Raw genomic sequence first — 19,719 nt, forward strand, 5'->3', positions numbered from 1 at the left:
GCCCCCTCTCGGCCCGCCCCCCCCCCGCCGCCCCCTGGGCCCCGCCCGCCCGGCCCGTCCGGCGAAGGAGGACGACCTTGCGACGCCTCGCGGCCCTGGTGGCCGGAATGCTCGTGCTCGTCGGCTGCGGCTCCGCCCCCACGGCGACCCCGCCGCCGGTGTCGACGGTCGTGGAGACCGACGAGTTCAACGAGACCGACGTGATGTTCCTGCAGATGTCCGTGCCGCACCACCGGACCGGGCTGGAGATCGTGGCCCTGGCCAAGGACCGGCCGGTGCGCGCGGAGGTGAAGACGCTCGCGGCGGCCATCGAGGTCACCCAGCTGTCCGAAGTGGACTCGATGACCAAGTGGCTCGCGGAGTGGGAGCAGCCCGAGACGGCCGGTGACGACCCGCAGCTGCACGCCGGGCACGGCGGCGACCACTCGACCAGCCCGGAGGCCATCGCGGAACTCCGCGCGACCGCGCCCGGCGACTTCGAGAAGGCGTTCCTGAACCTGCTCATCGGCCACCAGCACAACGCGGTGGCGATGGCGAAGCTCGAGAAGGAGGGCGGGGTCAACCCGCAGGCGAAGGACCTGGCGGAGCGGATCTTCAACTCCCGCACCGCGCAGATCGCGCAGATGCTCGGCTACCTGGGCTAGAGGTCGAGCGCGAGACCGCTGGTGAAGCGGCGGTGCTCGCCGGTCACCGGGTCGGTGAACTCGAGCACCTTCGCCAGCAGCTGCAACGGGTCGGTGAAGTCGTCCAGCGGCTTCTCCCGCAGCACGGGGTAGAAGTCGTCGTTGCGGATCGGCACGCCGAGCGAGGCCATGTGCAGGCGGAGCTGGTGCGTGCGGCCGGTCTCGGGCACCAGCCGGTACCGGCCCCACCCGTCGCGGTGCTCGACCAGCTCCACCAGCGTCTCGGCGTTGGGCGGGCCGGGCACCTCCTGCGCCGTGATCACGCCCTTGACCTTGACGATCCGGCTGCTGACCCGCGCGGGCAGGGTCAGCGCCGGGTCGTGCGGCGCGATGGCCTCGTACTCCTTGCGCACCGCGCGGTCCTTGAACAACGTCTGGTACCTGCCGCGCAGGCGCGGGTCGACCACGAACATGACGAGCCCGGCGGTCACGCGGTCGAGCCGGTGCGCCGGGCTCAGCGCGGGCAGGCCGAGGTCGCGGCGCAGCCGGACGAGCGCGGTCTCGACCACGTGCCGGCCGCGCGGGATCGTGGCCAGGAAGTGCGGCTTGTCGACCACCACGATGGCGTCGTCGCGGTGCACGACGCGGATCTCGAACGGCACCGCGACCTCGTCGGGCAGGTCCCGGTGGAACCACACCGAGGAGCCGGGGACGAACGCCGCGTCGGGCGCGATCGGCCCGGAGAGGTCGTAGACGCGGCCCTCGGCCAGCATCGAGTCGATCCGCTCGGGCGCGACCTTCGGCAGGCGGTCGACCAGGTGGTCGCGCACGGTCGCCCACGGGCCGTCGTCGGGCAGCCGCAGCCGTGCCGGGTCGAGGCCGTGGCGCTGGTCGAGCGGCGGCCGGAGCTTGCGCCTCATCGTGCCCGCAGCATACGGGGCCGAAAAAGATCGTGGCCGGACGCGCCCGCGCCGATAGGCTCGCCGGGCACGTCGCACAAGATCCGAGCCACGGGGGGTGGCCTCTTTGTCCGACTTCGTCCCGACTCCCGCACGCGCCCGACGCCGGCGCTTATCCGTCGTCCCGACCTTCGCGGCGGCGACCACGCTGGGGGCGCTGGTCCTGGCCGCGCCGCCCGCGCACGCCGCCGACACCGACGTGCCCTGCGACCCGGCCGCGCTGGTCGCCGCGGTGGCCGCGGCAAGCGCCTCCACCGCGCCGGACACGCTGTCCCTGGCGCCCGGCTGCGTCTACACGCTCACCGCACCGGCCGTGCCCGGCGGGCACGAGGGCCTGCCCACGATCAGGGGCACGCTCACGGTCCGCGGCAACGGGGCCACCATCGCCCGCGCCCAGGACGCGCCGCGGTTCCGGCTGATCTCCAACTGGGGCGACCTGACCCTGGAACGGCTCACCCTCACCGGCGGCCACGCACCGGACGGGGTGGGCGTCAACTCCTACGGCGAGGGCAACCCCGGCGAGTCCGGCGGCGCGATCGAGAACTGGGGACCGCTGACCGTCACCGGCAGCGTGCTCACCGGCAACCGGGCCGGCGCGGGCGCGCCGGGCGCGGACGCCACCGCCACCACGAGGGCCGGCCGCGGCGGGCTGGGCGGCTTCGGCGGCGCGATCTCCTCCTACCACTCCTACTCGATCCCGCTGACCATCACCGGCAGCGTGATCACCGACAACGCCACCGGCCCCGGCGGTCGCGGCGGCAACGGCGCCGGGCGCGAGCCGGGCGCGCGGGGCGGCTCGGGCGGCCTCGGCGGCGGCGTGGACGTCACCAGCGGCGCGGTCCTGCGCATCACCGACACCACCATCAGCGGCAACGTGGCCGCGGACGGCGCGGCGGGCGGCTCCGGCGGACCCGACGGCGGTGGCGGCGGGGACGGCGGCAGCGGCGGCACGGGCGGAGGTGTGGCGGTGGCGAGCAGCCAGGGCACGCCGCTGCGCCCGGTCGTCACCGGGAGCAAGATCACCGGCAACCGGGCCGGCCGCGGCGGCGACGGCGGCGTCGCGCACCCGAACGGGTACCTGGGCTGGGCCGGCTTCGGCGGCAGCGGCGGCGGGCTCAGCGTCTTCTACGACACCCTCACCCTCGACGGCACGACCGTCGCCGACAACGACGCGGGCGAGCCCGGCGGCGGCTACTACCCGCTCCCGGCCAAGGGCGGCGGCATCCACACGCTGAGCGGCCGCGTCGCGCTGGTCAACGGCGCCGAGGTGACCGGCAACCGGCCGGACAACTGCTACTCCGTCGCCGACGTCCCCGGCTGCGTCAACGACGGGCCGGCGTTCGCCGCCCGGGGCTTCGGCGACGCGGGCGCGCGGGACCACCGGTCGGTCGAGGACCTGGCCGACGCGGCCCGCGCCGCGTCGGCGCTGTCGCGCTGATCCCGACGGCGTGTCGTGCCGGTCCGGGGGCTGCCCCGGTCGGGCACGGCACGTCACCGCGCGGCCGAACCGTGCGACTCGACCGACAGGTCGCGCCAGTCGGCCCAGGTCCTGAGCCGGTCCGCGTAGGTCTGCTCGATCAGCTCGTGGAAGCCCTGGCCGAACAGCACGCGCAGCGGCGGGTTCTCGGCGTCCACGAGCTTGAGCAGCGCCCGCGCCGCCGCGGCCGGGTCGCCCGCGGGCATGCTCGCCCCGAACCCCGCCATGCGCCGCCGGTGGGCGTCGTAGGCCGGGTTGGGCTCGGCCTGGAAGCCGTTGGCGAGCGGTTCCGGGTTGCGGCCGTCCCGGGTGGCGAACCCGCCGGGCTCGATCACGGTCACCTTGACCCCGAAGTCGGCGACCTCGCGGGCCAAGGCCTCGTTCAGCCCTTCGAGCGCCCACTTGGAGGCGTGGTACGCGCCGCCGAGCGGCATCGCGACGACGCCCGCGACCGACGAGAGCTGGACGATGTGCCCGGAACCCTGCTCGCGCAGGTGGGGCAGCACGGCCTGGACGACCCACACCGCGCCGAACAGGTTGGTCTCCACCTGGTCGCGGAACTGCCGCTCGGTCAGCTCCTCCACCGCCCCGACCTGGGCGTAGCCCGCGTTGTTCACGACCACGTCGAGGCGGCCGAAGTGCTCCTTCGCCCGGGCCACGCACGCGAAGACCGCGTCCCGGTCGGTGACGTCCAGTTCGAGCGGCAGCACGGCGTCGCCGTACGCGCCCACGAGGTCGTCGAAGCCGTCCACCTTCCGGGCGGTCGCGGCGACCCGGTCACCGCGGGACAGGGCGGCCTCCACGAACCGGCGGCCGAGACCGCGCGAGGAACCCGTGACGAACCAGATCTTGCTCACGATGGCGCTTCCGTTCTGTCGCTGTCGGCTGTCGGCCATGAGGCACCGCCGGCCTCCGCCGTGTGACAGCCCGACACCGTGACCTGCGCCACACGCGGGTGGTCAGTCGACGTCCTCGAACTCGACCTGGTACCCGAGCGCGCCGAACATGCCGGTCAGCATCTTGCGGGTGTTGTCGTCGGCCCGCTGCACGAGCCCGGACTCCCGCGCCGCGTCCGCGATCTTCTGCTCCGCCGCCACGTAGAACGGCTGCTGGTCCTGCGTTTCCACCAGCGACGCGAGCCGGTCGAGCAGCCCGCGTTCCTGCGCGAACACGTAGCACCGCTCCTGGTCGAGGTTCGGCTTGTCCAGCGCGGCCCGCGGCAGCGCCAGCCGCACCTTCCGGGCCTCGCCGGAGGCGGTGGTCGGCGACACCCGCAACGCGTCCTCGGCCAGCCCGCCGAAGTCCACGTAGGCGTTCACCGTCCCGGCCGCCACGAACAGCGTCCGCTGCCCGGCCAACGCCGAGGGCACGTACCGGACATCCCGCTCGATGTCGAGCACGACCTGGAACTCGCCCGCCGCGGCGTGGTACTGGCTCAGGTCGCGCAGCGACTGCAAGAGCGCCGGCTGGCTGCGGTCGACGGTGTCGGCGCCGGTGAGGAACCTCGGCACCACCAACACCGCCGCGACCAGCGCCGCGACCGCGACCAGCACCCCCGCCGCCACACCGATGCGCCACCTCATGGCGGCGGGGTACCCGGACCGATCACCGGGGAACCGGCCGGCGGTCACCGTGCGCCACGAGCCGGGGAAGTTGCTCCCCACGGCCGCGCGCACGACCGCCGGGTGTCGTAGCGGCGCACCGGCACGTCCGCCGTGCCGCCCTCCCGCGAAGTCGGGTGGGCCGCGCGTCGTCCCTGGTTGGCCGTCGGGCCGGCCCATGGGGTTCGATGGCGGGGGAGGGAACCCGGGGTGAACGAGGAGAGACCGTGTACGAGACGTTGAAGAAGATCCTCGTCGACACGCTGAAGGTCGCGCCGGAGCAGATCACGCCCGACGCCACGAAGGACGACCTGGACCTGGACTCGCTGGCCTTCGTGGAGCTGTCGATGGTGCTCGGCAAGGAGCACGACCTGCACATCAGCGACGACGAGCTGTTCGACATGGAGACCGTCGGCGACATCGTCGCGCTGATGGAGGAGCGGGCCGGGACGCGGGGGTGAGCGGGCTCGACATCGCGGTCACCGGGATGGGCCTGGTCACGCCCGGCGGCGTCGGCGTGGAGGCCGGGTGGGAGGCCGTGCTGGCGGGTCGCCCGACCGCCGCGCACGACCCGGTGCTGGCGGGCCACGAGGTGACGATCTCGTGCCGCGTCCCCGACTTCGACGCCGACGCGCTGCTGGGCGCGCGGCGCGCGGTCCGGCTCGACCGGTTCGCCCGGCTGGCGCTGGTCGCCGCGCGCGAGGCCGTCGCCGGGGAGGACACCGGGACGTGGGACGCGGCCCGCGTCGGCGTGGTGATGGGCACGTCCGCGGGCGGCGGCGAGACGTTCGAGCGGCAGCACGGCGTGCTGCTCGCCGAGGGGCCGACCGGGGTGTCGCCGCTGCTGCTGCCGATGCACCTGCCGAACATGGTCGCCGGGCAGCTCGCGATGGAGTTCGGCTTCCGGGGCCAGAACCTCGTCGTCTCGACCGCGTGCGCGTCCGGGGCGACCGCGATCGGCGTGGCCTGCGACCTGCTCGCCGCGCGGCGGTGCGACGTGGTGCTGGCGGGCGGGGTGGACGCGCTGCTCACCCCGTTGACCATGGCGGGGTTCGCCCGGATGGGCGCGCTCTCGCGGCGGGCCGACCCGGCGACGGCGTCGCGGCCGTTCGACGCGGACCGGGACGGGTTCGTCGCGGCCGAGGGCGCGGCGGTGCTGGTGCTGCGGCGCGCGGAGGACGCGCGGGCCGACGGGCGGCGGGTCCGGGCGCGGGTCGTCGGGTACGGCGCGTCGGCCGACGCCCACCACATCACCAACCCGCACCCCGAGGGCCGGGGCGTGGTCGCGGCCCTGCGCGCGGCGCTGGCGGACGCGGGCGCGGCCCCCGGCGACGTGCAGCACGTCAACGCGCACGGCACGTCCACGCAGCTCAACGACCTGGTGGAGGGCCGGGTGCTGGCCGAGCTGCTGCCCTCGCGGCCGCTGGTGACCTCGACCAAGGGCGTGACCGGGCACATGATGGGCGCGGCCGGGGCGGCGGAGGCGGTGTTCTCGGTACTGGCCGTGGAGCGGGGCGTGGTGCCGCCGACCGCGAACCTCGACACCCTCGACCCGCGGCTGGACCTCGACGTGGCGACCACCGCCGTGCCGCGCGCGATCGACCTGGCGGTGAGCAACTCGTTCGGGTTCGGCGGCCAGAACGCGGTGCTCGCCATCGCCCGGGCGTGAAGGGGGCACGATGACCTACCGCGGTGCGGCGATCCTCGGCGTGGGCGCGAGCCTGCCGCCCCGGATCGTCACCAACGACGACCTGGCCGCCCGGCTGGACACCTCCGACCAGTGGATCCGGTCGCGCACCGGCATCGGCGCGCGGCGGTGGGTCGAGCCCGGCACGACGACCTCGGACCTGGCCGCGGACGCGGGCGCGCGGGCGCTGCGCTCCGCCGGGACGTCCACTGTGGACGCGGTGATCGTGGCCACGACCACCCCGGACCGGACGTGCCCGGCCGTCGCGCCGGACGTGGCCGCCCGGCTGGGCCTGGTCGGCGTGCCCGCGCACGACGTGGCCGCCGTGTGCACCGGGTTCCTGTACGGCCTGGCGAACGCGGTCGGGCTGATCGCGAGCGGCGCGGCCCGGACGGTGCTGCTGATCGCCGCCGAGACGTTCTCCACCATCCTCGACCCGCACGACCGCGGCACGGCGGTGATCTTCGGCGACGGCGCGGGCGCGGTCGTCGTCGGCGAGGGCGAAGGGGGTATCGGCCCGTGCGTGCTCGGCAGCGACGGCAGGGGCGCGGACCTCATCCAGGTGCCCGCGGGCGAGGACCACTTCAGGATGAGCGGCAAGGAGGTGTTCCGGCACGCGGTGGAGCGGATGTCGGAGGTCGGGCTGGAGGCGCTGGCCCGCGCCGGCCTCGGGCCGGACGACGTCGACCACCTCGCCCCGCACCAGGCGAACCGCCGCATCTGCGACGCGGTCGCGCACCGGCTGGGCATCGACGGGGCGAGGGTGCTGTCGGACCTCGACGCCGTGGGCAACACGGCCGCCGCCTCGATCCCCGTCCTGCTCGCCGACGCCGCCGCGGCCGGTCGGCTGAAGCCGGGCGACCGGGTGCTGACGGTCGCCTTCGGCGGCGGCCTGACCTGGGGCGCGGCCACCCTGGTGTGGCCGGACGCGACGGCCGGCTTCGGCGTGCTGGGCGAGGGCTGACCCGTGCTCGCCGACCCGCGCGTGGAGGTGGTGGAGCGGTCCGGGGACACCGTGGTGGCCCGGGTGGCGGTCGCGGCCGACGACCCCGTGTTCGCGGGCCACTTCCCGGGCCTGCCGGTGCTGCCCGGCCTGTCCGTCGTGGCCCTGGTGGACCGGGTCGCGGCCGTGCCGGGGACGCGGTTGGCCGGCATCGAGTCGGCCCGCTTCGCGCGCCCGGTGTTCCCCGGCGCCGAGCTGACGGTCCGGCTGACCCGTGACGCCGGGCGGTGCGCGGCGGTGGTGAGCGACGCCGAGGGCGTGGTCGCGCGGGTCAGGCTCCGGTACGAGGACGTGGCGTCGTGAGCGACGTCCTGCGGCTGCTGCCGCACCGCTACCCGCTGCTGCTGGTGGACCGCGTGGCGGAGGTGGCGCCGGGGGAGTCGTTGACCGCGCTCAAGGCCGTCACCGCCAACGAACCCTGCTACGCGGACGGTCCCGGCGACTACCCCTCGACGTTGCTGGTCGAGTCGTGGTGCCAGGCGGCGGTGCTGCTGGCGTCCTGGGACCGGCCGCGGCCCGACCGGGTGTTCGTCCTCGGCGCGGTCGCGGACGTGGCGTTCCACCGGCCCGTCACGCCGGGGTGCGTGGTGCGGCACTCGGTGCGCGTCCTGGACGCCCGGGACGACACGGTGGCGCTGACGGGGCGGTCCGAGGTCGACGGGCAGGTGGTGCTGACGGTCGGCCGGGTCGTGACGACCGCCCGCGCCGTCGCCGACCTGCGTGCCTAGACTCGGGACCGTGACCGACGGTGCGCTGCGCTTCGTGCACGCGGGCTTCGGCCCGGACGCCGTGCCGTACGACCGGGGGTACGCCGAGCAGCGGCGGCTGCACGCCGCCCGCGTCGCCGACGAGATCGGCGACGTCTGCGTGCTCCAGGAGCACCTGCCCGTCTACACGGCGGGCAAGCGCACCAGGCCCACCGCCCTGCCGGCCGACGACGTCGCCGTGCTGACCGTGGACCGCGGCGGCGAGATCACCTGGCACGGACCCGGCCAGCTCGTCGGCTACCCCGTGGTGAAGCTGCCGGTGCCGCTCGACTCGGTCGGCCACGTCCGCCGGATCGAGGACGCGCTGATCGGCACGTGCGCCGAGTTCGGCGTCGAGACCGCCCGGCTGGCCGGCCGCAGCGGCGTGTGGGTGCTCGGCGACCGGCCGCCCACGCCGGACGTGCCGCCGTCGGCCGCCCGCGCGCACGGGCAGCACCGCAAGATCGCGGCGATCGGCGTGCGCATCGAGCGGTGCACGAGCCTGCACGGGTTTGGCCTCAACTGCGACCCGGACCTGACCGCGTTCGACCGGATCGTGCCGTGCGGCATCGAGGACGCCGGCGTCACGTCGCTGGCCGCCGAGCTGGGCCGCCCGGTCGCGGTGGCCGAGGTGCTGCCGGTGGTCGAACGCCACCTGACGAGGGTGTTCGCCGGCCTCCGCTGACCGGCGGGCTCACAGGAAGCGGGCCACCGTGCGGGCGATGCCGGCCGCGTCGAGGTCGTGCATGCGCAGGATGTCGCCGCGCGACCCGTGCGGCAGGAAGTCGGCGGGCAGGCCCAGCACCCGCAGCCGGCGGCTCAGCCCGGCGTCCCGCAGCGCCGCCGCCACGGCCTCGCCGACCCCGCCGCGGCGCACGCCGTCCTCGACGCACACCACCACCCGGTGCTCGGCGGCCAGCGCCACCACCGCCGGGTCGACCGGCGTCACCCAGCGCGGGTCGCACACGGTCACGCCGACGCCCTCGCCCGCCAGCGACACGGCGGCGGCCACCCCGTCCGCCGCCAGCACGCCGACCGCCACCAGCAGCACGTCCCGGCGGGACGGGCGGTGCAGCACGTCCACCCCGCCGAGCCGGTCCACCGCGGCGACGTCGCCGCCGAGCGCGCCCTTCGGGAAGCGGACCGCGGTCGGCCCGTCGTCGGCGACCGCCTCGTCCAGCAGCTCGCGCAACCGCGTGCCGTCGCGCGGCGCGGCCACCCGCAGGCCGGGCACGACGCGCAGCAGCGCCAGGTCCCAGGCGCCGTGGTGGCTCGGCCCGTCCTCGCCGGTCACCCCGGCCCGGTCGAGCACCAGCGTGACCGGCAGGCGGTGCAGCGCCACGTCCATCAGCACCTGGTCCACCGCCCGGGTCAGGAACGTCGAGTACACCGCCACCAACGGCCGCAGCCCGCCCATGGCCAGCCCCGCCGCGCACGTCACCGCGTGCTGCTCGGCGATCCCGGTGTCCAGCACCCGGTCGGGGAACGCCTCGGCGAACGCGGTCAGCCCGGTCTGGTGCAGCATGGCCGCGGTCAGGCACACCAGGTCCGGGTGCCGGTCGCCGAGCACCAGCAGGTGCTGCCCGAACACCGACGTCCACCCCGGTCCGCGCGGCGACGACGGCGGGGGCACGGCGTGCAGGCGGTCGACCGGGTCCTGCTCCGCCGGGGGATGGCCCTTGCCCTTCTCGGTCACGCAGTGCACGACCACGGGCCGCCGCAACGCCTTCGCCGCGACCAGCGCCTCCTCCACCCGGCGCACGTCGTGCCCGTCGACCGGGCCGAGGTAGCGCAGCCCGAAGTGGTCGAACACGGTCGCGCCACCGCCCGCGCGCAACGCGGCCAGGTGCCCGCCCACCGCGCCCGCGGTCGGCGCGTAGGACCGGCCGTTGTCGTTGAGCACCACGACCACCGGGTGGTCCACGCCGCCGAGGTTGTTCAACGCCTCCCACGCCATGCCGCCGGTCAGCGCGCCGTCGCCGACGACCGCCACCACGTGCCGGTCGTGCTCGCCGCGCAACCGGGCCGCCCGCGCCAGGCCGTCCGCGTAGGACAGCGCCGTCGACGCGTGCGAGTTCTCCACCAGGTCGTGCGGGGACTCCGCCCGGCACGGGTAGCCGGACAGGCCGCCCTCGCGGCGCAGGTCGGCGAACGCGTCCGCGCGCCCGGTGAGCATCTTGTGCACGTACGACTGGTGGCCGGTGTCGAACACGATTCGGTCCCGCGGCGAGCGGAACACCCGGTGCAGCGCCAAGGTCAGCTCGACCACGCCCAGGTTCGGCCCGAGGTGGCCGCCGGTGCGGGTCACCGCGTCGACCAGGCGGCTCCGCAGCGCGCGGGCCAGGCCGGGCAGCGCGCCCGGCGGCAGCCCGGGCAGGTCGGCGACGCCGGGCGTGGGCGCCCGGACGGTCCTGCGGAAGGTGCCGGTGTCGGTCATCAGGCCGCTCCTGCGGTTCGGTGGCCCTCGCGCGAACCACGGACGAGGCGAAAGTCCTCCACCGCGGGAGTCGGTTCAAGCAGGCCCACGCGAACGGGGACCGCCTGCCACACGGTCGTGTGGGTCGGGCGGGCTACCGTCGATCCGGTGAGGCCGTCGCTGCCGGTGCCGGCCCCCGCCGCTCAGCGCAGGTGGCGGTCGAAGAACGACACCACCTAGGGCGGCTCGCCGCCCCGGTCGGCACGATCGACCCGGCCGTGTCGGTGTCGACCGTGCGCCGGGACGCGTCGATCCGGCGGTCCTCGTGCATCGCCTCGGCGGCGATCGTGCCGCCGAGCCCGTGGCCGTACGCGCCCACCCGGCGCAGGTCCGGCGCGCGGCCGAGACCCGTCGGGAGCGCGCGGCCCCCCGCGTCCGGGTTGCCGCCCGCCGCCAGCACCTCCAGCGCGTCGAGCACCAAATCCACGTCCGCGAGCCGGGCGGCGATCACCGCCGGTCGGTGTGGGGGAACCCGGGCAGCCCGATCGGGCGCGGCCCGCTCGGCAGGTCCACCAGGACCGTCTCGCCGGGGTGGTCGATCGACACCACGACGTACCCGCGGCCCGCCGGCTCCTCGGCCGCGGTGACGCCGAAGGCGCTCGGGTCGACCAGCCCGGGGCCGTGGAGCACGACGGCCAGGACCGCCCCGGACAGCTTCTTGGCGTCGATCATGTTCCCCCCTCCGGTGCGCGCCCGTCCGCGCCGGCGGACGGTCGGCGCTTCCCCCCGAAGCGCTCACGGCACCCGCCCCATCACACCGCGACGGACGCCGGACCGCTCGTCCTTTCGATCCACCCCAACGGCTCTGGTGCGAATTTCTACCAAGTGGTAGAAATTGTGGGAGCGCTTCCACAAGTCAACGCAGACGTCAGGAGCCGGGATGACCAGAACGTCCGTGCAGCTCTACTCGGTCCGCGACGCGTTCGCCGCCGACCCCGTCGACACCCTCCGGCGACTCGCCGCCATCGGCTTCACCCGCGTCGAGCCCTACGGCGTGGTCGAGAACGCCGAGGTGCTCCGCACCGCCCTGCCCGACCACGGCCTCACCGCGCCGACCGCGCACGCCCGGCTCCTGGGGGCCGACCAGCACGCCGTCTTCGCCGCCGCGGCCGAGTGCGGCATCGAGGTCGTCATCGACCCCTACGTGGGCGAGGAGAAGTGGCGCGACCCGGCGGACGTCGCCGCCACCGCCGCCGCGCTGAACGCCGCGGCCGAGGTCGCCGCCGGGCACGGCGTCCGCGTCGGCTACCACAACCACTGGTGGGAGCTGGCGTCCCGGATCGACGGCCGCAGCGCGTTCGAGGTGCTGGCCGACCAACTCGACCCGGAGGTGGTGCTGGAGGTGGACACGTACTGGGCGACGGTCGGCGGCGAGGACGCGCCCGCGCTGCTGCGCCGCCTCGGCGACCGCGTGCACGCGCTCCACGTCAAGGACGGCGGTCTCGCGCGCGACGGGTCGGGACAGGTGCCGGCCGGTCGGGGGCGGGTGCCCGTGGCCGAGGTGCTGGCCGCCGCGCCGGACGCGTTGCGCGTGGTCGAGTTCGACGCCTACGACGGCGACGTGTTCGACGGGATCGCCGCGAGCCGCGCGTTCCTCGCCGAGGTCGAGGCGTGAGCGCGCCGGTCGGCGTCGGGGTCGTCGGCACGGGCGTCATCAGCGACGAGTACCTGCGCAACCTCACCGCCTTCCCGGACCTGCGGGTGCTGGCCGTCGCGGACCTCGACCCGGAGCGGGCCGCGGCGCGGGCGGCCCGGCACGGCGTGCCGCGCGCGTGCCGGGTGGACGAACTGCTCGCCGACCCGGCGATCGAGGTGGTGGTCAACCTGACCGTGCCCGCCGCGCACGTGGACGTCGGCCTGGCCGCGCTGGAGGCGGGCAAGCACGTGTGGTCGGAGAAGCCGCTCGCGCTGGACCGGGCCGGCGCCCGCGCGCTGCTCGACCTGGCCGACCGGCGGGGGCTGCGGGTGGCGTGCGCGCCCGACACCGTGCTCGGCGCGGGGTGGCAGACCGCGCGGCGGGCGGTGGACGCCGGGCTGATCGGCGAGCCGCGCACCGCCCTGGCCCTGTTCCAGACGCCGGGCCCGGAGAGCTGGCACCCCGCGCCGGAGTTCCTGTTCCAGGCGGGCGGCGGGCCGCTGCTCGACATGGGTCCGTACTACCTGACCGGCCTGGTGCACCTGTTCGGCCCGATCCGCCGGGTCACCGCCACCGGCGACCGGGCCCGCGACACCCGGGTGATCGGGTCCGGGCCGAGGGCGGGCGTCGAGTTCCCGGTGACCGTGCAGACCACGGTCACGGCGCTGGTCGAGTTCGCCCGCGGCGGCTCCGCGCAGGCGGTGTTCAGCTTCGACTCGGCGTTGACCCGCGCGGGGGTCGTGGAGGTCTCGGGCACGCTCGGCACCGTGGTGCCGCCCGACCCCAACCGGTTCGACGGCGACACCGCGCTGCACCTGCCCGACGGCGCGCGGACGCTCGCCCCGCAGGGGCACACCGCGTCGCGCGGCACGGGGGTGCTGGACCTGGTCCGGTCGCTGCGGGCCGGCGAGCCCGCCCGCGCGTCCGGCGAGCTGGCCTACCACGTGCTCGACGCCATGCTCGCGATGGAGGAGTCCATCGCGCGGGGGAGCGCGGTGGACGTCGGCAGCACGGTCGAGCCGCCGCCGGCGCTGCCGGTCGACTGGGACCCGCACGCGGTCAGTCCAGCGGCACCGTGAGCAGCGTGCCCAGGTAGAACCGCAGCGAGCCGACCAGGTCCACCTCGTCCGGCGTGGTGAGCCACTGGACCTGGAGGCCGTCCATCAACGCGATGAACGTCAGCGCCGCGGTGGCCGGGTCGACGCCGGGGCGCAGCTCGCCCCGGTCGGCGAGGGCGTGGAACGAGCCGACCACGGCCTCGCGCGCCGCCCGGTAGTGGCGGACGAAGTAGGCGTGCGCCGGGTGGTCGTCGGCGACGGCCTCGGCGGCCAGCCGCGAGTAGAGGTCCACGATGCCGGGGTGGCGGACGTTGTGCTCGGCCAGCGCGAGGAAGTGGCGCAGCACGTCCAGCCCCGGCGCGGCCTTCAACTGCTCGCGCTCGACGTCCTCCGCGTCCCGGCGCTCCAGCACGGCCGCGAGGAGCGCTTCCTTGGTGGGGAAGTAGTACAGCAGCCCCGCGTGCGTGATCCCGGCGCGCTTGGCGATCTCGCGCAGCGAGGAGCCGTGGTACCCCGCTTCGCCGTAGACCGCGACCGCGGCGGTGATGATGTCCTCGCGTCGGATCCGGCCCTTCAGGTAACCGCCGGTCACTGGCCCGCCGTCGTCTCGCGCACGCGGACATCATGCCGCACCGCCCGCGGGCACGACGCGGCGACGGCGCTCGGCCGGGGCGGCGCGGCAGGCCGCCGCACGGCGGCGCACCCGTGCGGCGACACGTCCGCACGCCCGCGCGCCCTCCGCCGATCGGCGGAACGATGTTGACGCACCGTGCACGCCTTTCGGCCCACTTACGGCCATTCGTGCACGACTTTTGTTGGTGACAAGCAAAAGTATTGCCAACTTCGGTTCGTTCTGAACAGAATGGCGCTCGCGTTCCAGCCTGTGAGCTGGACCACAGAACACCGTCCGCGAAGCCCAGCGTTGTGCGAACGAGGAGACAGCGGTGCGACGTCCACGCAGCTCCCCCGGAACCCGACCACGACCCACCCGCCGACCCCGTGCCCTCCCGACCCTCGTCGCCGCCGCCCTCGGCGCGATGACCCTGGTGGCGACGCCCGCGGCGGCGCACCCGGACGGCGAGCACCTCCTCGTCTTCTCCAAGACCGCCGGCTTCCGGCACGACTCGATCCCCGACGGCGTCGCCGCGATCACCGAACTGGGCGCGGCCCACGGCTTCACCGTCGAGGCGACCGAGGACGCGGGCGCGTTCACCGACGCGAACCTGGCCCGGTTCGACGCGGTGGTCTGGCTGTCCACCACCGGCGACGTCCTCGACGACGCCCAGCAGCAGGCGTTCCAGCGGTTCGTGGAGGGCGGGGGCGGTTACGCGGGCGTGCACGCCGCCGCCGACACCGAGTACTCCTGGCCCTGGTACGGCGAGCTGGTCGGCTCCTACTTCAAGTCGCACCCGAACATCCAGCCCGCCGCCGTCGAGGTGGAGGACCACGACCACCCCTCCACCGCGCACCTGCCGGACACCTGGACCCGCACCGACGAGTGGTACAGCTACCGGTCCAACCCCCGCTCGCGGGTCAAGGTGCTGGCCGCGCTGGACGAGTCCAGCTACACGCCCACCGACCCGTCCGGCGACCACCCGATCTCCTGGTGCCACACCCCCGGCCAGGGCCGCTCCTGGTACACGGGCATGGGGCACACCAAGGAGTCCTACGCCGACCCCGCGTTCCGCCAACACCTGCTCGGCGGCCTGCGGTACGCGCTCGGCGTCGCGCCCGCCGACTGCGAACCCGCCGACGCCCCGCCCACCGACGCCGACTTCGACCAGGTCACCCTCGCGCTCGGCGAGGAGAAGACCGGCGAGCCCATCGCGTTGGCCGTGCTGCCGGACCGCAAGGTGGTGCACACCTCGCGCGACGGCCGGGTCTGGCTGACCACGCCGGAGGCCACCACCACGCTCGCCGGCCGCGTGCCCGTCTACAACCACGACGAGGACGGGTTGCAGGGCGTGGCCGTCGACCCCGGCTTCGCCGACAACCGCTGGCTCTACCTGTACTACGCGCCACCGCTCGACACGCCCGCGGGCGACGCGCCGGAGAACGGCGCCGCCGCGGACTTCGCGCGGTTCCGGGGCCACAACCAGCTGTCCCGGTTCAAGCTGACCACCGACGGCGTGCTCGACCTGGCCAGCGAGCAGCGCATCCTCCAGGTGCCCGCCGACCGCGGCCTGTGCTGCCACGCCGGCGGCGAGATCGACTTCGACGCCGCCGGGAACCTGTACCTGTCCACCGGCGACGACACCAACCCGTTCGCCAGCGACGGCTACACCCCGATCGACGAGCGCGCCGACCGCAACCCGGCGTTCGACGCGCAGCGGTCCTCGGCCAACACCGCCGACCTGCGCGGCAAGGTGCTGCGGATCAAGGTCCGGGACGACGGCACCTACACCGTGCCGGACGGCAACCTGTTCCCGCCCGGCACCGACAAGACCCGGCCCGAGATCTACGCCATGGGCTTCCGCAACCCGTTCCGCTTCGCCGTCGACAAGGCCACCGGCTGGATCCACCTCGGCGACTACGGCCCCGACGCCGGCGCCGCCAACCCCGCCCGCGGACCCGGCGGCAGCGTCGAGTTCAACCTGATCAAGGGACCGGGCAACTACGGCTGGCCCTACTGCGTCGGCGACAACACGCCCTACATCGACTACGACTTCGCCACCGGCACCTCCGGCGGGGCCTTCGACTGCGCCGCGCCGAAGAACACCAGCCCCCACAACACCGGGCTGGTGGACCTGCCGCCCGCGCAACGCGCCTGGATCGGCTACGACGGCGGCTCGGTGCCCGAGTTCGGCACCGGCGGCGAGTCGCCCATGGGCGGGCCCACCTACGACTTCGCCCCCGACCTGGACAGCCCGACGAAGTTCCCGGAGTCGTTCGACGGCAAGACCTTCGCCTACGAGTGGGACCGCGGCTGGATCAAGACCATCGACGTCGGCCCGGCCGGCGAACGCGGCGCGATCACGCCGTTCTTCGACTCGATGACGCTCACCCGGCCGATGAACCTGGAGTTCGGCCCGGACGGCTCGCTGTACGTGCTGGACTACGGCAGCGGCTACTTCGGCGGCGCGGCCGACTCGGCGGTCTACCGCATCGACTACACCAGGGGGCGCCACACCCCGATCGCCAAGCTGGCCGCGGACAAGACGTCCGGACCCGCGCCGCTCACCGTGCGGTTCGACCCCGGCGGCACGGCCGACGAGGACGGCGACCCGTTGACCTACGCGTGGGACTTCGACGGCGACGGCGCCACCGACTCCACCACCGCCGGACCGGTCACCCACACCTACACCGCGACCGGCCGGTTCACCGCGAAGCTGTCGGTCACCGACCCCACGGGCCTGGTCGGCTCGGCGAGCGTCGTGGTCACCGTCGGCAACACCGCGCCCGTGGTGGTGCTGAACGCGCCCGCCGACGGCCGGGTGTTCAGCTTCGGCGACCAGGTGCCGTTCTCGGTGACCGTCACCGACCCGGAGGACGGGCAGGTCGACTGCGCCAAGGTGACCGTGGAGTACATCCTCGGCCACGACAGCCACGGCCACCCGCTCAGCCGCGCCACCGGGTGCGAGGGCGTCATCGCCACGCCGTCCGACGGCGGGCACGGCATGGAGGCCAACATCTTCGGCGTCATCAACGCCTCCTACACCGACGGCGGCGGCGCGCCCGGCGCGCCCGCGCTCACCGGCGAGGCCGAGGTCGTGCTGCAACCCAAGCACAAGCAGGCCGAGTTCTTCACCGCCATGCAGGGCGTGCAGGTGGTCGAGAACGGCTCCGCCGAGGGCGACAAGCGCGTCGGCTACCTCGACAACGGCGACTGGATCGCGTTCGACCCGGTCAACCTCGGCGGCGTCACGGCGATCGGCTACCGCGTGTCCTCCGGCGGCAACGGCGGTGCGATCGAGGTGCGCGTGGACTCCCCGACCGGTCCGCTGGTGCAGCGCGCGCCGGTGCCGTCCACGGGCGGCTGGGACAACTACGTGGAACTGGCGCCCTCGCCGATCACCGACCCGGGCGGCACGCACCGGCTGTTCCTGGTGTTCACCGGCTCCGGGAGCCTGTTCGACGTGGACGCGATCCGGTTCACCACCGGCACGCCCCCGCCCACCTGGGAACCGGTGCGGCACACGCCCGCCGAGTCGCACACCGCCCAACGCGGCACCACGGTCATCCGGGTCGCGGAGGCGCAGGGCGGCAGCCAGGTCGGCAACATCCACGACCGCGACTGGATCGCGTTCGACGACGTCTCGCTGGCCGGCGTGACCGGCATCGGCTACCGGGTCTCCTCCGCCACGGCGGGCGGCACGATCGAGGCGCGCCTCGACTCGCCGACCGGTCCGCTGGTGCTCAGCACCCGCGTCGCCGGCACCGGCGGCTGGCGCTCCTACGCCGACCTGCCGCCGTCGTCGGTCACCGACCCGGGCGGCACGCACCGGCTGTACTTCGTGTTCCGCGGCGGGCGCGGCGCGTTGCTCGACCTGGACACGATCACGTTCCGCGGTCCGGGCACGGTCAAGGCCGTCGACGTGCCCGCGGAGGCGTTGACCGCGCAGCAGGGCGTCGCGGTGTACGACCGGGAGACCGCCCAGGGCGGCAAGCGGGTCGGCGAGATCCACGACGGCGACTGGGTGTCGTACGCGGCGGTGGACCTGTCGCGGACCGCCGGCCTCGGCTACCGGGTGTCGTCCGCGGGCGTCGGCGGCACGATCGAGGCGCACGCCGACTCGCCGACCGGTCCGCTGGTGCACGAGCCGGTGGCCGTGCCGGTCACCGGGAGCTGGGACCTCTACCTCGACCTGGCGCCCCAGCAGGTCGGCCTGACCGGCGTGCGCGACCTGTACCTGGTGTTCAAGGGCGCGGCCGACCGCCCGCTGTTCGACGTCGACACCGTCAGGCACCTGCGCTACCGGCCGCTCGGCCCCGCCTGCCCGCCGGCCGGGCTCGAACCCGGCTACCGCAGCCTCTACGACGGGACGGGCACGGACGGGTGGCGCCAGGCCGGCCCCGGCCGGTTCGTCGAGGACGACTGCGCGCTGCGCACCGAGGGCGGCATGGGGCTGCTCTGGTTCGAGGAGGAGTTCTCGGCCTACCGCCTCAAGTTCGACTGGAAGGTCGCGGGCGACGACAACTCCGGCCTGTTCGTCGGCTTCCCCGATCCCGGCGCGGACCCGTGGGTGGCCGTGAACCAGGGCTACGAGGTGCAGATCGACGCCACGGACGCGCCGGACCGCACCACGGGCGCGATCTACTCGTTCCAGTCGGCCGACCTGCCCGTGCGCGACGCGGTGCTCAAACCGCCGGGCGAGTGGAACACCTACGAGATCGTGGTGTCCGGCCAACGCCTCCGCGTCTTCCTCAACGGCGCGCTGGTGAACGACTTCACCAACACCGACCCCGCGCGCGACCTCACCCGCGGGCACATCGGCCTGCAGAACCACGGCGACGGCGACGACGTGTGGTTCCGCAACATCCGCGTCAAGGAGCTGTCCCGATGACCGAGGAGTCACCCATGCCGTCCCGCCGCACGTTCCTCAGCACCGCCCTCGCCGCCGGCGCGGCCGCCGCCCTGCCCGCCACCGCGTCGGCCACCGGGGCGGGTCCCGGCCGACCGCGTCGCCGGGTGCCCCGGGAGTCGATCAGCATCCAGCTCTACACGCTGCGCGACCTCATCGGCGACGAGCCCGAGCCCGTGCTGTCCGCGCTGGCCGACATCGGCTACCGGAAGGTCGAGCTGGCCGGCACGTACGGGCGCAGCGCCGCCGAGTTCGCCGCCGTGCTGCGGCGGTGCGGGCTCCGCGCCACGTCCAGCCACGTCGGCATCGACGGCGACCTCGACCAGGTCATCGCCGACGCGCGCACCCTCGGCAACAAGTACGTCGTGGTGCCGTGGGTGAATTACGGGACGCTGGCCGAGTGGCGGGCGTTCACCGCCCGGCTGGAGGCGGCGGGGGACAGGCTGCGGCGGGCCGGGCTCAACCTCGGCTACCACAACCACGCGCACGAGTTCGCGCGCGTGGAGGGCGTCCGGCCGTTCGACGTGATCACGTCCGGGACGACCCGTCGCAACGTGCACCTGGAGCTGGACCTGTACTGGGCCGTGACCGGCGGCGTGGACCCCGTCGAGGTGTACCGGTCGCAGTTCCCGCGGGTGCGGCAGTTCCACGTGAAGGACCGCGCGGCCGACGGGTCGTTCGCCGACCTCGGCACGGGCACGATCGACTTCGCGGCGATCTTCCGCGCCGCGGACGTCACCGAGTACATCGTGGAGAACGACCAGCCGCGCGACGCCCTCACCACCGCCCGCGTCGGTTACGAGTACCTGACCAACCTGCGGTTCTGACCGACCGGGGGGGGGGGCGGCCGCCCGGGCCCCCCCCCGCCCCCGCCCCCCCCCCCCACCGCGGGGGGGGGGGGGGGGCGCCGCCCCCCCCCCCCCCCCCCCGA

At 74.9% G+C, this 19,719-nt stretch carries 19 protein-coding genes; 12 read left to right on the forward strand and 7 right to left on the reverse strand.

Annotated features, from left to right (window positions below; all coding sequences use genetic code 11):
• The first annotated feature begins 77 nt into the window (after positions 1-77).
• Positions 78-644 (forward strand): DUF305 domain-containing protein, encoded by a 567-nt coding sequence (locus ACFXGA_RS32975; RefSeq protein WP_378094777.1) that lies wholly within the window; start codon positions 78-80, stop codon positions 642-644.
• Here ACFXGA_RS32975 and ACFXGA_RS32980 read toward each other — a convergent pair.
• A complete protein-coding gene (locus ACFXGA_RS32980) occupies positions 641-1,543 on the reverse strand; it encodes an RluA family pseudouridine synthase (RefSeq protein WP_378094779.1) in 903 nt (300 codons plus the stop codon). The genes ACFXGA_RS32975 and ACFXGA_RS32980 overlap by 4 nt on opposite strands.
• 97 nt (positions 1,544-1,640) lie before the next feature.
• On the opposite strand from ACFXGA_RS32980, the gene ACFXGA_RS32985 reads away from it, so the two are divergent.
• Positions 1,641-3,020: a hypothetical protein gene (locus ACFXGA_RS32985; RefSeq protein ID WP_378094781.1), complete on the forward strand. Its 1,380-nt coding sequence runs from the start codon at positions 1,641-1,643 to the stop codon at positions 3,018-3,020.
• A gap of 53 nt (positions 3,021-3,073) precedes the next feature.
• On the opposite strand, the gene ACFXGA_RS32990 is transcribed toward ACFXGA_RS32985, so the two are convergent.
• Both ACFXGA_RS32990 and ACFXGA_RS32995 read right to left on the reverse strand, forming a co-directional pair.
• The gene (locus ACFXGA_RS32990; RefSeq protein WP_378094783.1) at positions 3,074-3,916 is read right to left on the reverse strand and encodes an SDR family NAD(P)-dependent oxidoreductase; all 843 of its coding nucleotides are present in this window, start codon (positions 3,914-3,916) and stop codon (positions 3,074-3,076) included.
• A gap of 102 nt (positions 3,917-4,018) precedes the next feature.
• A complete protein-coding gene (locus ACFXGA_RS32995; protein ID WP_378094785.1) occupies positions 4,019-4,642 on the reverse strand; it encodes a DUF4230 domain-containing protein in 624 nt (207 codons plus the stop codon).
• A gap of 245 nt (positions 4,643-4,887) precedes the next feature.
• On the opposite strand from ACFXGA_RS32995, the gene ACFXGA_RS33000 reads away from it, so the two are divergent.
• Genes ACFXGA_RS33000 through lipB form a run of 6 tightly spaced genes read left to right on the forward strand, consistent with a single transcriptional unit; the run spans position 4,888 to position 8,781 of the window.
• Complete coding sequence (locus ACFXGA_RS33000; protein WP_378094787.1) at positions 4,888-5,121, forward strand: acyl carrier protein; 234 nt, start codon at positions 4,888-4,890, stop codon at positions 5,119-5,121.
• Positions 5,118-6,329 carry a beta-ketoacyl-[acyl-carrier-protein] synthase family protein gene (locus tag ACFXGA_RS33005; RefSeq protein ID WP_378094789.1) on the forward strand — a complete coding sequence of 404 codons (1,212 nt, stop codon included), beginning with the start codon at positions 5,118-5,120 and terminating at the stop codon, positions 6,327-6,329. Before ACFXGA_RS33000 ends, ACFXGA_RS33005 begins: the two co-directional genes overlap by 4 nt.
• A gap of 10 nt (positions 6,330-6,339) precedes the next feature.
• Complete coding sequence (locus ACFXGA_RS33010; protein ID WP_378094791.1) at positions 6,340-7,311, forward strand: beta-ketoacyl-ACP synthase III; 972 nt, start codon at positions 6,340-6,342, stop codon at positions 7,309-7,311.
• A gap of 3 nt (positions 7,312-7,314) precedes the next feature.
• Positions 7,315-7,653 carry a hypothetical protein gene (locus tag ACFXGA_RS33015; protein WP_378094793.1) on the forward strand — a complete coding sequence of 113 codons (339 nt, stop codon included), beginning with the start codon at positions 7,315-7,317 and terminating at the stop codon, positions 7,651-7,653.
• Positions 7,650-8,078: a 3-hydroxyacyl-ACP dehydratase FabZ family protein gene (locus tag ACFXGA_RS33020; RefSeq protein WP_378094795.1), complete on the forward strand. Its 429-nt coding sequence runs from the start codon at positions 7,650-7,652 to the stop codon at positions 8,076-8,078. Before ACFXGA_RS33015 ends, ACFXGA_RS33020 begins: the two co-directional genes overlap by 4 nt.
• Positions 8,079-8,088: 10 nt before the next feature.
• The gene (gene lipB / locus ACFXGA_RS33025; RefSeq protein WP_378094797.1) at positions 8,089-8,781 is read left to right on the forward strand and encodes a lipoyl(octanoyl) transferase LipB; all 693 of its coding nucleotides are present in this window, start codon (positions 8,089-8,091) and stop codon (positions 8,779-8,781) included.
• Between the two features lie 9 nt (positions 8,782-8,790).
• Here lipB and ACFXGA_RS33030 read toward each other — a convergent pair whose 3' ends face one another.
• The 3 genes from ACFXGA_RS33030 to ACFXGA_RS33040 form a co-directional block, all read right to left on the reverse strand.
• Positions 8,791-10,533: a 1-deoxy-D-xylulose-5-phosphate synthase gene (locus tag ACFXGA_RS33030; RefSeq protein ID WP_378094799.1), complete on the reverse strand. Its 1,743-nt coding sequence runs from the start codon at positions 10,531-10,533 to the stop codon at positions 8,791-8,793.
• 133 nt (positions 10,534-10,666) lie between these two features.
• Positions 10,667-11,023, reverse strand: coding sequence for a hypothetical protein (locus ACFXGA_RS33035; protein WP_378094801.1), 357 nt, complete (start codon positions 11,021-11,023; stop codon positions 10,667-10,669).
• Entirely contained in the window at positions 11,020-11,244 is a 225-nt protein-coding gene (locus ACFXGA_RS33040) for a hypothetical protein (protein ID WP_378094803.1), read from the reverse strand. The genes ACFXGA_RS33035 and ACFXGA_RS33040 overlap by 4 nt, the downstream gene beginning before the upstream one ends.
• 208 nt (positions 11,245-11,452) lie before the next feature.
• On the opposite strand from ACFXGA_RS33040, the gene ACFXGA_RS33045 reads away from it, so the two are divergent.
• Positions 11,453-12,187, forward strand: coding sequence for a sugar phosphate isomerase/epimerase family protein (locus ACFXGA_RS33045; protein WP_378094805.1), 735 nt, complete (start codon positions 11,453-11,455; stop codon positions 12,185-12,187).
• Positions 12,184-13,287: a Gfo/Idh/MocA family protein gene (locus ACFXGA_RS33050; RefSeq protein ID WP_378094807.1), complete on the forward strand. Its 1,104-nt coding sequence runs from the start codon at positions 12,184-12,186 to the stop codon at positions 13,285-13,287. The genes ACFXGA_RS33045 and ACFXGA_RS33050 overlap by 4 nt, the downstream gene beginning before the upstream one ends.
• Here ACFXGA_RS33050 and ACFXGA_RS33055 read toward each other — a convergent pair.
• Entirely contained in the window at positions 13,268-13,858 is a 591-nt protein-coding gene (locus ACFXGA_RS33055; protein ID WP_378094809.1) for a TetR/AcrR family transcriptional regulator, read from the reverse strand. The genes ACFXGA_RS33050 and ACFXGA_RS33055 overlap by 20 nt on opposite strands.
• A 445-nt stretch (positions 13,859-14,303) precedes the next feature.
• Between ACFXGA_RS33055 and ACFXGA_RS33060 the strand changes: the two genes are divergently transcribed.
• Positions 14,304-18,770 (forward strand): carbohydrate-binding protein, encoded by a 4,467-nt coding sequence (locus tag ACFXGA_RS33060; RefSeq protein WP_378094811.1) that lies wholly within the window; start codon positions 14,304-14,306, stop codon positions 18,768-18,770.
• Positions 18,767-19,615 (forward strand): sugar phosphate isomerase/epimerase family protein, encoded by an 849-nt coding sequence (locus ACFXGA_RS33065; RefSeq protein ID WP_378094812.1) that lies wholly within the window; start codon positions 18,767-18,769, stop codon positions 19,613-19,615. Before ACFXGA_RS33060 ends, ACFXGA_RS33065 begins: the two co-directional genes overlap by 4 nt.
• Positions 19,616-19,719: the final 104 nt, after the last annotated feature.

The sequence above is a fragment of the Actinosynnema sp. NPDC059335 genome (assembly GCF_042752395.1).
Classification (GTDB): domain Bacteria; phylum Actinomycetota; class Actinomycetes; order Mycobacteriales; family Pseudonocardiaceae; genus Actinosynnema.

What these genes read in the sequence shown, in the direction of transcription:
- ACFXGA_RS32980 (WP_378094779.1), bottom strand. Translation starts at nt 1,543, where the DNA reads ATGAGGCGCAAGCTCCGGCCGCCGCTCGACCAGCGCCACGGCCTCGAC.
- ACFXGA_RS32995 (WP_378094785.1), bottom strand. Translation starts at nt 4,642, where the DNA reads ATGAGGTGGCGCATCGGTGTGGCGGCGGGGGTGCTGGTCGCGGTCGCG.
- ACFXGA_RS33010 (WP_378094791.1), top strand. Translation starts at nt 6,340, where the DNA reads ATGACCTACCGCGGTGCGGCGATCCTCGGCGTGGGCGCGAGCCTGCCG.
- ACFXGA_RS33030 (WP_378094799.1), bottom strand. Translation starts at nt 10,533, where the DNA reads ATGACCGACACCGGCACCTTCCGCAGGACCGTCCGGGCGCCCACGCCC.
- ACFXGA_RS33040 (WP_378094803.1), bottom strand. Translation starts at nt 11,244, where the DNA reads ATGATCGACGCCAAGAAGCTGTCCGGGGCGGTCCTGGCCGTCGTGCTC.
- ACFXGA_RS33045 (WP_378094805.1), top strand. Translation starts at nt 11,453, where the DNA reads ATGACCAGAACGTCCGTGCAGCTCTACTCGGTCCGCGACGCGTTCGCC.
- ACFXGA_RS33060 (WP_378094811.1), top strand. Translation starts at nt 14,304, where the DNA reads ATGACCCTGGTGGCGACGCCCGCGGCGGCGCACCCGGACGGCGAGCAC.
- ACFXGA_RS33065 (WP_378094812.1), top strand. Translation starts at nt 18,767, where the DNA reads ATGACCGAGGAGTCACCCATGCCGTCCCGCCGCACGTTCCTCAGCACC.